13 protein-coding genes and 1 tRNA gene are annotated in these 15293 nt (G+C 41.3%); 13 read left to right on the top strand and 1 reads right to left on the bottom strand.

The window, feature by feature from the left end; genetic code table 11:
* Window positions 1-244: 244 nt before the first annotated feature.
* Entirely contained in the window at window positions 245-1561 is a 1317-nt protein-coding gene (locus TZ92_RS04120; RefSeq protein ID WP_033629400.1) for an FAD-containing oxidoreductase, read from the bottom strand.
* A 349-nt stretch (window positions 1562-1910) separates the two neighbouring features.
* On the opposite strand from TZ92_RS04120, the gene cshA reads away from it, so the two are divergent.
* From cshA to TZ92_RS04190, 13 genes are all read left to right on the top strand, one after another.
* Window positions 1911-3488, top strand: coding sequence for a degradosome RNA helicase CshA (gene cshA / locus TZ92_RS04125; protein WP_000671078.1), 1578 nt, complete (start codon window positions 1911-1913; stop codon window positions 3486-3488).
* Window positions 3489-3772: 284 nt separating this feature from the next.
* A complete protein-coding gene (gene codY, locus TZ92_RS04130; protein WP_000940726.1) occupies window positions 3773-4561 on the top strand; it encodes a GTP-sensing pleiotropic transcriptional regulator CodY in 789 nt (262 codons plus the stop codon).
* Window positions 4561-5136, top strand: coding sequence for a cysteine hydrolase family protein (locus TZ92_RS04135; protein ID WP_001029648.1), 576 nt, complete (start codon window positions 4561-4563; stop codon window positions 5134-5136). The genes codY and TZ92_RS04135 overlap by 1 nt, the downstream gene beginning before the upstream one ends.
* Before the next feature lie 80 nt (window positions 5137-5216).
* A tRNA-Leu gene (locus tag TZ92_RS04140) sits at window positions 5217-5302 on the top strand.
* A gap of 394 nt (window positions 5303-5696) precedes the next feature.
* Window positions 5697-6974 (top strand): ABC transporter permease, encoded by a 1278-nt coding sequence (locus TZ92_RS04145; protein WP_033629401.1) that lies wholly within the window; start codon window positions 5697-5699, stop codon window positions 6972-6974.
* Window positions 6975-6986: 12 nt separating this feature from the next.
* Window positions 6987-7634, top strand: a complete 648-nt coding sequence (vex2, locus tag TZ92_RS04150; RefSeq protein WP_033629402.1) for an ABC transporter ATP-binding subunit Vex2 — start codon at window positions 6987-6989, stop codon at window positions 7632-7634.
* A gap of 50 nt (window positions 7635-7684) precedes the next feature.
* Window positions 7685-9064: an ABC transporter permease subunit Vex3 gene (gene vex3 / locus TZ92_RS04155; protein WP_000903002.1), complete on the top strand. Its 1380-nt coding sequence runs from the start codon at window positions 7685-7687 to the stop codon at window positions 9062-9064.
* Between the two features lie 249 nt (window positions 9065-9313).
* Window positions 9314-9970, top strand: coding sequence for a response regulator transcription factor VncR (gene vncR, locus TZ92_RS04160; RefSeq protein WP_000697942.1), 657 nt, complete (start codon window positions 9314-9316; stop codon window positions 9968-9970).
* A complete protein-coding gene (gene vncS / locus TZ92_RS04165) occupies window positions 9967-11295 on the top strand; it encodes a sensor histidine kinase VncS (protein WP_033629403.1) in 1329 nt (442 codons plus the stop codon). The genes vncR and vncS overlap by 4 nt, the downstream gene beginning before the upstream one ends.
* Window positions 11296-11434: 139 nt before the next feature.
* The gene (locus tag TZ92_RS04170; RefSeq protein ID WP_001018995.1) at window positions 11435-12316 is read left to right on the top strand and encodes a class II fructose-bisphosphate aldolase; all 882 of its coding nucleotides are present in this window, start codon (window positions 11435-11437) and stop codon (window positions 12314-12316) included.
* A 128-nt stretch (window positions 12317-12444) separates the two neighbouring features.
* The gene (locus tag TZ92_RS04175) at window positions 12445-13377 is read left to right on the top strand and encodes an alpha/beta hydrolase (RefSeq protein ID WP_045594834.1); all 933 of its coding nucleotides are present in this window, start codon (window positions 12445-12447) and stop codon (window positions 13375-13377) included.
* 57 nt (window positions 13378-13434) lie between these two features.
* Window positions 13435-13980, top strand: a complete 546-nt coding sequence (locus TZ92_RS04180; protein ID WP_033629405.1) for a histidine phosphatase family protein — start codon at window positions 13435-13437, stop codon at window positions 13978-13980.
* Between the two features lie 319 nt (window positions 13981-14299).
* Window positions 14300-15292: an ABC transporter ATP-binding protein gene (locus TZ92_RS04190; protein ID WP_033629407.1), complete on the top strand. Its 993-nt coding sequence runs from the start codon at window positions 14300-14302 to the stop codon at window positions 15290-15292.
* Window position 15293 lies beyond the last annotated feature (1 nt).

Here is a 15293-nt window from a genome sequence, read left to right on the forward strand (position 1 = left end):
TATATCATAAAAGAAAGAAAAGACAGATTTGATACTCAATGAAAATCAAAGAGCAAACTAGGAAGCTAGCCGCAGGTTGCTCAAAGCACCGCTTTGAGGTTGTAGATAAGACTGACGAAGTCAGTTACATATATCTACGGCAAGGTGAAGCTGACGTAGTTTGAAGAGATTTTCGAAGAGTATGAGATTTCGCAGAAGCAAAAACAGCCCCAATAGGGCTGTTAGCTAACAAATCAGTCTCAACTTAAATCGCAAACAAGTCATTCAAGTTCTCAGCCAAGGTTGGGTGAGTGAAGATTTGTTTTGTGAAGTAAGTGTAAGGAATCTTGTTGTCCATGGCAACAGTGATAATGTTGATGATTTCTTGAGAACCTTCTGAGAAGATGCTTGCTCCAAGAATTTCTTTTGTTTCAGTATTGACAATAGCTTTGAAGGCTCCGCGAAGGTCTCCGTTTACGTGACCACGAGTCATGGCAGCAACAGGGATTTCCTTCACTGCGTATGGAAGTTTCAAATCAGCTGCTTGGCTTTCCGTCAAGCCAACTTGAGAAAGAGCTGGTGTGATGAACATGGTGTTTGGTACATTGAGACGGTCTTCAAGTGTGTAGCTGCCATCTCCAGCAAGGTAGCTGTAGACAACACGGAAGTCATCAAGTGAAATGTAGGTGAATTGAAGTCCACCATTGACGTCTCCAACTGCAAAGACACCAGGAACGTTTGTTTGGCAGTGTTTGTCGACCTTGATAGCACCACGCTCCGTTAGTTCAATATCTGTATTTTCAAGTTGAAGTGGTTCTACATTCGGTTTACGTCCAGTTGCGTAGAGAAGGGCATCGAAACGGTAAGTTTCCTTTTCAGTTACGACGAGGACTTGATCACCGTCGTTTTTGATTTCAGTAGTATGGATGTTTTGAAGCAATTCAATACCGTCTTCTTCCATGTATTGTTTAGCAAGAGCTGCGATGGAAGGTTCAGCACGAGGAAGGAATGTATCCAAGGCATCTAGGACTGTGACTTTGCTACCAAGTTTGTTGTAGAGTCCAGCAAATTCAAGACCGATGTTTCCACCACCAAGGACTCCAAGTTTTTCAGGCAATTTGTCCAAGTTTTGGATACCTGTTGAGTCAAAGACATTTTTACTTGTAGCAAGTCCAGGGATTGGCAAGACGTTTGAAACAGCGCCAGTGTTGATGACGATTGTTTCAGCAGTCATTTCTTGTTTTTCGTCACCAGCCTGGATCTCGATCACCTTATTTGACACGAAATGTGCCTCTGCATCAATGACATCAACGCCATTATCGGCCAACATTTTATAATTTTTAGCGTTAAGACGACCAGTCACCGCACCACGCTCTTTCATGGTATCGTCAAATGACCAGCCCTTTTCAGCCGCTACAATCATAGTCTTGGTTGGGATACAAGCAATATTAATGCAAGTACCACCATACATCGCTTTACTGCGCTCGATGACAGCAACTTTTTTTCCAGCCGCATTCATCTTAGCAGCCAAAGTCTTACCGGCTTTACCAAATCCGATAACGATTAAATCATAAGTTAACATTTATAGTCCTCCTATTCGCATTTCATTCTAGCACAAGAAAAAAACTTTTGCACAATTCTGCTACGGGAAATGAAGTGAGCTTGAAATGGTCCCTTCAAATCCTTTGAAAAAGAAGTTTCAGGCCACTTTACTGTTAAAAAATCGTTTACATGATTTTCTAGAGAAATTGGGCTATCTTTTGCTTCTCTCTTGTGTTATACTAGATAGGTTGCAAAGAAACCAGTACTTTTCTTTCGTGGAAAAGAAGCAACACGGTATCTCTTTTTTGTAGAAGATACGTCATGAAAAGAAAAGTATAAACTAAAGCCCTATAGGGTGGCTTCGCACCACCTTTAGAAAGAAGAATAACGTGAAATTTAATGAATTTAACTTGTCTGCTGAATTGCTAGCAGAGATTGAAAAAGCTGGATTTGTAGAAGCCAGTCCCATCCAAGAACAGACCATTCCCTTGGCTCTCGAAGGAAAAGACGTTATTGGTCAAGCTCAGACAGGTACAGGAAAAACTGCAGCCTTTGGCTTGCCAACCCTTGAAAAAATCCGTACAGAAGAAGCGACCATCCAAGCCTTGGTTATCGCTCCAACTCGTGAACTCGCTGTCCAAAGTCAAGAGGAACTCTTCCGTTTTGGCCGTAGCAAGGGAGTGAAAGTTCGCTCAGTTTACGGTGGTTCCAGCATTGAAAAACAAATCAAAGCTCTTAAATCTGGTGCCCACATCGTGGTAGGAACACCAGGCCGTCTCTTGGACTTGATTAAACGCAAGGCCTTGAAATTACAAGATATTGAAACTCTGATTCTTGACGAAGCGGACGAAATGCTCAACATGGGCTTCCTTGAAGACATTGAAGCCATCATTTCCCGTGTCCCTGAAAATCGTCAAACCTTGCTCTTTTCAGCAACCATGCCAGATGCTATCAAACGTATCGGTGTTCAGTTTATGAAAGACCCTGAGCATGTCAAGATTGCTGCCAAGGAATTGACAACAGAATTGGTAGATCAGTACTATATCCGTGTCAAGGAACAAGAGAAATTTGATACCATGACACGTCTTATGGATGTGGAACAACCAGAGCTTGCTATCGTATTTGGTCGTACCAAACGCCGTGTAGATGAATTGACTCGTGGACTTAAAATCCGTGGCTTCCGTGCAGAAGGGATTCATGGTGACTTAGACCAGAACAAACGTCTTCGTGTCCTTCGTGATTTCAAAAATGGGAATCTTGATGTTCTAGTTGCGACAGACGTTGCAGCACGTGGTTTGGATATCTCAGGTGTGACCCATGTCTACAACTACGATATTCCACAAGATCCTGAAAGTTATGTTCACCGTATCGGTCGTACAGGTCGTGCTGGTAAGTCAGGTCAATCTATTACTTTCGTAGCACCAAATGAAATGGGCTACCTTCAAATCATCGAAACCTTGACTAAGAAACGCATGAAAGGCTTGAAACCAGCGACAGCAGAAGAAGCCTTCCAAGCTAAGAAACAAGTAGCGCTCAAGAAAATCGAACGAGACTTCGCAGACGAAGCCATTCGTGGGAACTTTGAGAAATTTGCTAAAGATGCTCGTAAGTTAGCTGCAGAATTTAGTCCAGAAGAATTGGCTATGTATATCTTGAGTCTGACAGTCCAAGATCCAGACAGCCTTCCTGAAGTGGAGATTGCGCGTGAAAAACCACTGCCATTTAAACCATCAGGTAATGGATTCGGTGGCAAAGGTAAGGGAGGTCGTGGAGGCCGTCGTGGGGACGACCGTCGAGACCGTGATCGCCGCGGCAATGGTCGCCGTGATGATTTCAAAAAAGGCAGTCGTGGGAACGATCGTTTTGATAAAGACAGACGTTACCGTAATAAAGACAATAAAAAACCTCGCAACACTTCAAGCGAAAAGAAGACCGGCTTTGTTATTCGTAACAAAGGAGACAAATAGAAAAAAGCGATTCACAGTGTGAATCGCTTTTATATATAAGGAGACCGATAGTAAAAGAAGATGGTGATAGTAAAGGATAGGTGAAACGGAAAGGGATTTATCATGTCATCTTCTTATAATGTTATAATATCAAAAATAAAATAGGATGTCAATAAAAAAATCGCTTTTTTTTTCTAAAATATTTTTGCTGTTCAAAATTGCAATTAAATAAGCAATTTTCAGATAATTATTGAAATAAAGACTTTTCTATGTTATAATGGAAGCGATTATATGCGAGGTAAAAAATGGCACATTTATTAGAAAAAACAAGAAAAATCACGTCTATTCTAAAGCGCTCTGAGGAGCAACTCCAAGATGAACTTCCTTACAATGCGATCACACGCCAGTTAGCTGATATTATTGACTGTAACGCTTGTATTGTGAATAACAAGGGACGTCTCTTGGGCTACTTTATGCGTTATAAGACCAATAATGACCGTGTAGAACAATTCTTCCAAACCAAAACCTTCCCTGAGGTCTATGTACAAGGGGCGAACATGATTTATGATACGGAAGCAAATCTTCCTGTTGAACATGATTTGACCATTTTCCCTGTGGAGAGCCGTGCGGACTTTCCAGATGGGTTGACAACTATTGCTCCGATTCATGTATCAGGGATTCGCCTAGGTTCGTTAATCATTTGGCGCAATGATAAGAAATTTGAAGATGAAGATTTGATTCTTGTCGAGATTGCGAGCACGGTTGTGGGAATTCAACTATTGAACTTTCAACGTGAAGAAGATGAGAAAAATATTCGCCGTCGTACGGCTGTTACCATGGCGGTCAACACCCTTTCCTATTCAGAACTTCGTGCCGTATCAGCTATTTTAGCTGAATTGGATGGAAATGAAGGGCAGCTGACTGCGTCTGTTATTGCAGACCGTATTGGCATTACACGCTCAGTGATTGTCAATGCGCTTCGTAAACTGGAGTCAGCGGGAATTATTGAGAGTCGCTCATTAGGAATGAAGGGGACTTATCTCAAAGTTCTAATTAGTGATATTTTTGAGGAAGTGAAAAAGAGGGACTACTAATGGCAAAAGCTTTAATCTCGATTGACTATACAGAGGATTTCGTAGCAGACCATGGAAAGCTAACTGCTGGCGCTCCCGCTCAAGCAATATCAAAAGCCATTGATCAGGCAACCAGATTAGCTTTTGATCGTGGAGACTATGTCTTTTTTACCATTGATGCTCATGAAGAGAAGGATACATTCCACCCAGAAAGCAAGCTCTTTCCACCACACAACATCATCGGAACTAGTGGTCGTAACCTTTATGGCCCCCTAGCTGACTTTTATGCTGAGCATGAGGCGGATAGTCGCGTCTTTTGGATGGACAAACGTCACTATTCAGCATTTTCAGGAACGGACTTAGATATCCGTTTGCGGGAACGTCGGGTAGATACGGTCATTTTGACCGGTGTATTGACTGACATTTGTGTCCTTCATACGGCTATTGATGCCTACAATTTAGGTTATGACATTGAAGTTGTCAAACCTGCGGTTGCCTCTATTTGGCCAGAAAATCATCTGTTTGCTCTTGGGCATTTTAAGAACACATTGGGAGCAAAATTACTGGATGAAAACCTTGCTGAAATTGAACTATAAGCCGGTTGGAAAAATGAAAAAAATCTGAAAAAAGTGTTGACAAAGATTTTGAAAGTTGATATACTAGTAAAGTAATCGACGCGGGGATGGCGGAATTGGCAGACGCGCAGGACTAAGGATCCTGTGACCGCTTTAGGTCGTGAGGGTTCAAGTCCCTCTCTCCGCATAGGGTAAGAGTTAGCTTTGGCTAGCTCTTTTTGTTTTTACAAAGAAGACTAGAGGCTACGTTTCGTGTATAGAAAAATATTGGCATCAAGAACAGTTCATTGTATCAGAACATTTAAACTGAGTTCACTATTTCATTCTATCAAGAATATCCTCAAACACTAGTCAGAAAATGAAGAACTTAGGAAATGGAAAAATACTAATCAGAAAGATGTGACTATCATTTTTAAAATGAAGTAGATTTTTGATTGGTACTATTTATCCTTATATATGAAGAAAAGTTAGCGTTTGCTAGCTTTTTTGTTTTTTCAAAAAATAAATCAAAAAAAATTTTTGATTTCATAAACATTTCATATTTGGATTTTATAATAGTCTTACAAACATGGAGGTGACAAATGAATCCAATCCAAAGAGCTTGGGCTTATGTCAGCAGAAAACGACTGAGAAGTTTTATTTTATTTCTGATTTTATTTGTCCTTTTAGCAGGAATTTCAGCCTGTTTGACTCTGATGAAGTCCAACAAAACAGTAGAAAGCAATCTTTACAAATCACTCAACACATCTTTTTCTATCAAAAAGATAGAAAATGGACAGACCTTCAAGTTGTCGGACCTAGCATCCGTGAGCAAGATTAAGGGACTGGAAAATGTCTCTCCTGAACTTGAGACGGTCGCAAAACTGAAAGACAAGGAAGCGGTGAGTGGTGAGCAGAGCGTAGAACGTGATGATTTGTCAGCTGCAGACAAGAACTTGGTTAGCTTAACGGCTCTCGAGGATTCATCCAAGGATGTCACCTTTACCAGTTCGGCTTTCAATCTAAAAGAAGGGCGACACCTTCAAAAAGGGGACTCCAAGAAAATCCTCATCCACGAAGAGTTGGCCAAGAAGAATGGTCTTTCGCTTCACGACAAGATTCGCTTGGATGCTGGTCAGTCCGAAGCTGGAAAGGGGCAAACAGTTGATTTTGAAATTGTCGGCATCTTTTCTGGTAAAAAACAAGAGAAATTCACAGGCTTGTCTTCTGACTTCAGTGAAAACCAGGTCTTTACAGACTATGAAAGCAGCCAAACCCTTCTGGGAAATGGTGAACCGCAGGTCAGTGCAGCGCGCTTCTATGTAGAAAATCCTAAGGAAATGGACGGACTCATGAAGCAGGTGGAAAACTTGGCTTTAGAAAGTCAAGGCTACCAAGTCGAGAAGGAAAACAAGGCCTTTGAACAAATCAAAGACTCAGTGGCAACCTTCCAAACCTTCCTCACCATCTTCCTTTATGGGATGTTGATAGCAGGAGCAGGAGCTTTGATTTTGGTCTTGTCCCTCTGGCTGAGAGAAAGGGTCTACGAAGTGGGGATTCTTCTGGCACTTGGAAAAGGCAAGAGTTCAATCTTCCTACAATTCTGTTTAGAGGTAGTTTTGGTATCTCTCGGAGCTTTGCTTCCATCCTTTATCGCTGGAAATGCCATCACATCCTATCTACTCCAAACTGTACTAGCCAGTGGAGACCAGGCAACCTTACAGGACACGCTGGCCAAAGCAAGTGGTCTATCAACCAGTCTCCTATCCTTTGCAGAATCCTATGTCTTTCTGCTCCTGATTGGTTGCTTAGCAGTAGCCCTTTGTTTCGTATTTCTATTTAGAAAATCGCCGAAAGAAATTTTATCATCTATTAGTTAAGAAGGAGAAATCATGACTTTATTACAATTGCAAGATGTTACCTACCGTTATAAGAACACTGCTGAAGCAGTTTTATATCAGATCAAGTATAATTTTGAACCCGGAAAATTTTATAGTATCATTGGTGAGTCAGGAGCAGGAAAATCCACTCTCTTGTCCTTACTGGCTGGTCTAGATAGCCCTGTTGAAGGTTCTATCCTTTTCCAAGGAGAGGACATTCGGAACAAGGGGTATTCTTACCATCGCATGCACCATATTTCCCTGGTCTTTCAAAATTATAACTTGATAGATTATCTTTCTCCGCTGGAAAATATCCGCTTGGTCAACAAAAAAGCAAGCAAGGATACACTTCTTGAGCTTGGTTTGGATGAAAGTCAGATCAAGCGGAACGTTCTCCAGTTATCAGGTGGTCAACAGCAACGTGTGGCCATCGCTCGCAGTTTGGTATCAGAAGCTCCAGTTATTCTAGCTGATGAGCCAACAGGAAATCTGGACCCTAAAACTGCCGGAGATATTATCGAACTGCTCAAATCACTTGCCAAGAAAACAGGTAAATGTGTGATCGTCGTCACTCACAGTAAAGAAGTGGCACAAGCATCAGATATTACACTTGAATTGAAGGATAAGAAACTGACTGAAACTCGCAATACTACAAAATAAGATGAACTTGTTTTGATAGCATTATGAAATCAAATCTAGAAAGGGAACCTATGTTACACAACGCATTTGCCTATGTTACAAGGAAGTTTTTCAAATCGATTGTTATCTTCCTGATTATTCTCCTCATGGCGAGCTTGAGTTTGGTCGGCTTGTCGATCAAGGGAGCTACTGCCAAGGCTTCTCAGGAGACTTTTAAAAATATCACCAATAGCTTCTCCATGCAAATCAATCGTCGCGTCAATCAAGGAACGCCACGTGGTTCTGGGAATATCAAGGGTGAGGATATCAAAAAAATCACCGAAAATAAGGCCATCGAGTCTTATGTTAAACGAATCAATGCTATCGGAGATTTGACTGGATATGACCTCATCGAAACACCAGAAACCAAGAAAAATCTCACTGCTGACCGTGCCAAGCGTTTTGGAAGTAGTTTGATGATTACAGGTGTCAATGACTCCTCTAAAGAAGATAAGTTTGTCTCTGGCTCATATAAGCTGGTTGAAGGTGAGCACCTAACCAACGACGACAAAGACAAGATCCTCATGCACAAGGACTTGGCAGCCAAACACGGTTGGAAAGTCGGAGATAAGGTCAAACTGGACTCCAATATCTACGATGCAGACAATGAAAAAGGTGCCAAGGAAACAGTAGAAGTTACAATCAAGGGACTCTTTGATGGGCACAATAAGTCTGCAGTAACCTACTCACAAGAACTCTATGAAAACACAGCTATCACAGACATTCACACTGCTGCAAAACTTTATGGATACACAGAAGACACAGCTATTTATGGGGACGCAACCTTCTTTGTAACAGCAGACAAGAACTTGGATGACGTCATGAAAGAGTTGAATGGTATCAGTGGTATCAACTGGAAGAGCTACACACTTGTGAAGAGCTCCTCTAACTACCCAGCTCTAGAGCAATCCATTTCTGGTATGTACAAGATGGCCAACCTCCTCTTCTGGGGTAGCTTGAGCTTCTCAGTTCTTCTCCTTGCACTCTTGCTCAGTCTTTGGATCAACGCCCGTCGCAAGGAAGTGGGAATCCTCCTCTCTATCGGTCTCAAGCAGGCAAGTATCTTGGGGCAATTCATCACCGAATCTATTTTGATTGCCATCCCTGCTCTTGTTTCTGCTTACTTCCTAGCCAACTACACAGCTCGTGCCATCGGAAATACTGTTCTTGCCAATGTCACTTCAGGTGTTGCCAAGCAAGCCAGCAAGGCTGCTCAAGCCTCTAACCTTGGTGGTGGTGCAGAAGTAGATGGCTTTAGCAAGACCTTGTCGAGCCTAGACATTTCCATTCAGACATCAGACTTCATCATCGTCTTTGTCCTTGCTTTGGTTCTAGTGGTTCTCGTTATGGCTCTTGCTTCAAGCAATCTCCTCAGAAAACAACCAAAAGAGCTCTTGCTCGATAGCGAATAAAAAACTTGCTACCTATTCTCCCCTAAATGGGGTATAATATAGGTAGCATTTTTATCTGTTTTGTCTTGATAAGGACTCTTCGAAAATCAAATTCAAACCACGTCAGCTTCACCTTGCCGTACTCAAGTACAGCCTGCGGCTAGCTTCCTAGTTTGCTCTTTGGTTTTCATTGAGTATAAGGACTCTTCCTATCAGGATGAAACAGAGAAGATTTACAAGAAATTTAAAGGAATGTGAAACGTTTTTTCTATGAAAATTTTAATTGTAGAAGATGAAGAGATGATCCGTGAGGGAATCAGTGACTATTTGACGGATTGTGGTTATGAAACCATTGAGGCAGCAGACGGTCAAGAAGCTCTGGAAAAATTTTCCAGCTATGAAGTTGCTCTAGTACTGCTGGATATCCAGATGCCCAAGCTCAATGGTCTAGAAGTTCTAGCGGAGATTCGTAAGACCAGTCAGGTCCCTGTCCTGATGTTAACCGCCTTTCAGGATGAAGAATACAAGATGAGTGCTTTTGCTTCTCTAGCAGACGGTTATCTGGAAAAGCCCTTCTCCCTCTCCCTCTTAAAAGTGAGGGTGGATGCGATTTTCAAGCGCTACTACGATACAGGACGAGTCTTCTCTTATAAGGATACCAAGGTGGACTTTGAGAGTTACAGTGCAAGCCTCGCAGGTCAAGAAGTTGCCATTAATGCCAAAGAGTTGGAAATTCTGGACTATCTGGTGAAAAATGAAGGACGGGCCTTGACTCGTTCTCAGATTATCGATGCTGTCTGGAAGGCGACAGATGAGGTTCCCTTTGATCGTGTCATTGATGTCTATATCAAGGAACTGCGGAAAAAGCTAGACTTGGATTGCATCCTCACGGTGCGCAATGTTGGTTATAAATTGGAGCGAAAATGAAACGAACAGGTTTATTTACAAAGATTTTTAGCTATACCTTCTCGATTTTTAGTGTTCTGGTTATTTGTCTTCATTTAGCCATTTATTTTCTCTTTCCCTCTACTTATCTAAGCCACCGTCAGGAAACCATTGGTCAGAAAGCGACAGCCATTGCCCAGTCCTTAGAAGGAAAGGATAGGCAAAGTATCGAGCAAGTGTTGGATTTGTATTCCCAGAGCAGCGATATCAAAGGAGCTGTCAAGGGAGAGATGACTGAGGACAAGTTAGAGGTCAAGGACAATCTTCCACTAGACGCGAATCGCCAGACCACTTCCCTCTTTATTGAGGAGCGTGAGGTGAAGACGCAAGATGGTAGCACTATGACTCTCCAGTTTTTAGCGTCCATGGATTTGCAAAAGGAAGCAGAGCAGATCAGTCTCCAGTTTCTTCCCTATACTTTGTTGGCATCCTTTCTGATTTCTCTTTTGGTGGCCTACATCTATGCTCGGACCATTGTTGCACCGATTTTGGAAATCAAGCGGGTGACCCGTCGGATGATGGATTTAGATGCCCAAGTGCGATTGCGTGTGGATTCTAAGGATGAGATAGGTGATCTCAAGGATCAAATCAATAGCCTTTACCAGCATCTCTTGACTGTCATTGCGGACTTGCATGACAAGAATGAAGCTATTCTCCAGCTGGAGAAGATGAAGGTTGAGTTCCTACGAGGGGCTTCTCATGAATTGAAAACTCCACTAGCTAGCTTGAAAATCCTAATCGAAAATATGAAAGAAAATGTCGGACGTTATAAGGATAGAGATCACTATCTTGGAGTTGCCTTGGGGATTGTGGATGACCTCAGCCACCACGTTCTCCAGATACTGTCTCTTTCTTCTGTTCAGGAATTGCGAGAGGAGAAGGAGAACATTGACCTAGTCCAGATGACGCAAAGTTTGGTCAAGGATTATGCTTTACTCGCCAAGGATAGAGAACTTCAGGTAGACATTAGCCTAACCCGTCAGCAGGCTTACATAAATCCTTCTGTGATGAAGTTGATCCTATCTAATCTCATCAGCAATGCTATCAAGCACTCCTCTCCAGGCGGCTTGGTCCGTATCGGAGAGAGAGAAGGGGAGCTCTTTATCGAGAATAGCTGTAGTCCTGAAGAACAAGAAAAACTGGTCCAGTCTTTTTCTGACAATGCTAGTCGCAAGGCCAAGGGTTCAGGAATGGGACTCTTTGTGGTCAAAAGTTTATTAGAACATGAGAAATTACCTTATCATTTTGAGATGCAAGATGATCGCTTGACCTTCTTCATACGTTATCCCAAAGTCACTCAGGACTAAGGAGAAGAAAGGGTTTACATTGATTGGATTGGAAGAAATTCAATCTAAAGTATGGGAAAAACTAGCTTTTTTTATCAAAAAGTGATAAAATGAACAATGTAAATGGGATGTCCCAAAAAATATATAGGAGGCCTGACAAATGGCAATCGTTTCAGCAGAAAAATTTGTCCAAGCAGCTCGTGACAACGGTTATGCAGTTGGTGGATTTAACACAAACAACCTTGAGTGGACTCAAGCTATCTTGCGTGCAGCAGAAGCTAAAAAAGCTCCAGTTTTGATCCAAACTTCAATGGGTGCTGCTAAATACATGGGTGGTTACAAAGTTGCTCGCAACTTGATCGCTAACCTTGTTGAGTCAATGGGTATCACTGTACCAGTAGCTATCCACCTTGACCACGGTCACTACGAAGATGCACTTGAGTGTATCGAAGTTGGTTACACTTCAATCATGTTTGACGGTTCACACCTTCCAGTTGAAGAAAACCTTAAATTGGCTAAAGACGTTGTTGAAAAAGCACACGCTAAAGGTATCTCAGTAGAAGCTGAAGTTGGTACTATCGGTGGTGAAGAAGACGGTATCATCGGTAAAGGTGAATTGGCTCCAATCGAAGACGCTAAAGCAATGGTTGCAACTGGTATCGACTTCTTGGCAGCTGGTATCGGTAACATCCACGGTCCTTACCCAGCAAACTGGGAAGGTCTTGACCTTGACCACTTGAAGAAATTGACAGAAGCTCTTCCAGGCTTCCCAATCGTATTGCACGGTGGTTCAGGTATTCCTGATGACCAAATCCAAGCAGCTATCAAACTTGGTGTTGCGAAAGTTAACGTTAACACTGAATGCCAAATCGCATTCGCTAACGCAACTCGTAAATTTGCTCGTGACTACGAAGCAAACGAAGCAGAATACGACAAGAAAAAACTCTTCGACCCACGTAAATTCTTGGCTGACGGTGTAAAAGCTATCCAAGCATCAGTTGAAGAACGTATCGACGTATTCGGTTCAGAAGGTAAAGCATAATCTAGCTGAACAATACAGATGAAACCTGCCCATTGGGTGGGTTTTTTGTGTCTGGATATATAGCGAATATACTGTAGAAGAACCAATCTTAAGTTGCTAAAAGGTTCTATTTTTTGTACAATAATGCTATGAAAATACTGAAAAAATGGTTTCTTGGCATTCTTAGTTTCATTCTTTTGTTTTTACTCGCTACATTCATCTTTCACCGTATCAGTTTGGAAAAGGAAGAAGCCTCACTATCACCTATGGGACAACAAGTTCTTGTCAATGGACATCAAATAAATATTTACGTTGAAGGGGATGGACCTGAGACTATAGTAGTTCTCTCAGGTGCTGGTATTGCTTCTCCCATATTGGACTTTAAAAATGTATCGGAATCCTTATCGAAACGGTATAAGGTAGTCATCGTGGAGCGAGCGGGATATGGTTATAGTGATGATAGCAATCATTCAAGAGATGTGATGGAGGTTTTGTCTGAGACTCGCCAAGCTCTTTCGCAAGCAAATATCACAGGGCCGTTTATCATTCTGTCTCATTCCATGGCTAGTCTAGAGAGTTTGGCTTGGCAGGAGAAGTATCCTGATGAAGTGAAAGCCTTGATTGGTCTGGATTGGGCACTGCCAGCCAGTTATGAGAATTTAAAGGATAATCAGGCCTTGCTTACGTTGGCCTATTGGAGCAGTAAGATTGGGTTATTACGTTATTTCCCTGAATCCTTTTATATAAAAAATCGAACTCTGATTGAGAGTGAACGAAAACAATATAAACTTCTAGCTTATAAGCAGTTGATGTCACAAGCCATGCTTCATGAATCCCAAACGGTAAAGGAAAATGCCAAGAAAGTTCCTTCAAACATTAATCCGAAAATTCCGGCCTTACTAATGGTTTCTAATGGTGATGGTACTAGCTTTAGCCAATTTGAGTGGCAACGTTATGCAGAGAGATTTGCAAGCGACCAGTCTAATGTTCAAGTTATCTATATGGATGCGCCTCATGACCTCTATCATTATCAAAGTAATGAAATAGTTTCTCAGATTGAAGATTTTTTAAAGAGTAATTGATGGTTTAGAGATCATTTTAATTTTAGACTGATGACAATAATTGAAAGGTAATGACTTATGAATAATTCTTATATTTTACTTAGACATGCTCATTCAAAATTTTCAAGTGATGATTTTAATAGAACTTTGTCAGAAAAAGGATTTTCATCTCTTGATCAGTTAGAGTTTTTGAATTCTTTTAATATTGATCATTATTTTTCTAGTCCTTATAAACGAGCATTTGAAACGATTAATAGCTCGCCAATTCAATTTGATAAAATAGTTCTTGATAATCGGTTACGAGAGCGAAAATTATCTTCAACCTTTATAAAAGATTCTGAGTTTGAAGACAGTATTAGATATTTATGGCAAAATCCCAGTGAATCTCTTTCAGAAGGGGAATCAAATCAAGATGCACTAGCTAGAGTACTAAATTTCTTAATGGAATTGGAAGAAAGATACTCAGAAAAAACGATTTTACTTAGTTCACACGGGAATTTGATAGGAATACTACTACATCACTTTGATTCCAGTTTTGATTATGAAAAATGGGAGCAAATGACCTTTCCAGATTGTTTTCTAATTGATAGAAATGGGATTGTGAAAAGAATTATGAAAGATTAGTTCTTTGATTAAATAGTGAATCATATTGATCAAAATAGTTTGCTTTTTGCAATTCGTAACCTGCCCCTAAGGGCAGGTTTTTTGGTGTTCTAGGGAAATTATCAAACCAGAATTTTTGATTCAAAAGTATTATTTTAAGAGTGAAATCTCTAATTTCATAATCTGTAGGCAAACGCTTGCATTCCATTTTTTATTGGACTATAATAGGTTGGTATAAAGCTTTCTGTAATAATAAAATGTAGAAGGAGTAAAAGTAAGGATTTAGAATTTTTGTAGTCAAAAATACAATGTTGCTATTCCTTGCGACAGAGAGATAGACATGGCAATGATAGAAGTGGAACATCTTCAGAAAAATTTTGTGAAGACAGTAAAGGAACCGGGCTTGAAGGGGGCTTTGCGCTCCTTTATTCATCCTGAAAAGCAGACATTTGAAGCGGTCAAGGATTTGACTTTTGAGGTACCCAAGGGCCAAATTTTGGGCTTTATCGGGGCCAATGGAGCTGGGAAGTCAACAACCATCAAAATGCTGACAGGGATTTTGAAACCGACATCTGGTTTTTGTCGGATTAACGGCAAGATTCCGCAGAACAATCGTCAAGACTATGTCAAAGATATTGGGGTGGTCTTTGGCCAACGTACTCAGCTATGGTGGGATTTGGCTCTGCAAGAGACCTACACGGTCTTAAAAGAGATTTACGATGTGCCAGACTCGCTATTCCATAAGCGCATGGACTTTTTGAATGAAGTCTTGGATTTGAAGGACTTTATCAAAGACCCTGTGCGAACTCTTTCACTTGGCCAACGGATGCGGGCGGACATTGCGGCTTCCTTGCTCCACAATCCTAAAGTTCTCTTTTTAGATGAACCGACCATTGGTTTGGATGTTTCCGTTAAGGATAACATTCGTCGGGCCATTACTCAGATCAATCAAGAGGAAGAGACCACTATTCTCTTGACCACTCACGACTTGAGCGACATTGAGCAACTTTGTGATCGGATTTTTATGATTGATAAGGGGCAAGAGATTTTTGATGGAACGGTGAGCCAGCTCAAGGAAACCTTTGGCAAGATGAAGACTCTTTCTTTTGAACTGGTGCCAGGTCAAAGTCATCTCCTTTCTCACTATGAAGGCATGTCTGATATGACTATTGATAGACAAGGAAACAGCCTCAATATTGAATTCGATAGTTCCTGCTACCAGTCGGCCGATATTATCAAGCAAACCCTGTCTGATTTTGAAATTCGCGATTTGAAGATGGTGGATACGGATATCGAGGATATTATCCGTCGCTTCTACCGAAAGGAGCTCTAAG

The sequence above is a fragment of the Streptococcus oralis subsp. oralis genome (assembly GCF_000960035.1).
In the GTDB taxonomy this organism is placed as follows: domain Bacteria; phylum Bacillota; class Bacilli; order Lactobacillales; family Streptococcaceae; genus Streptococcus; species Streptococcus oralis_G.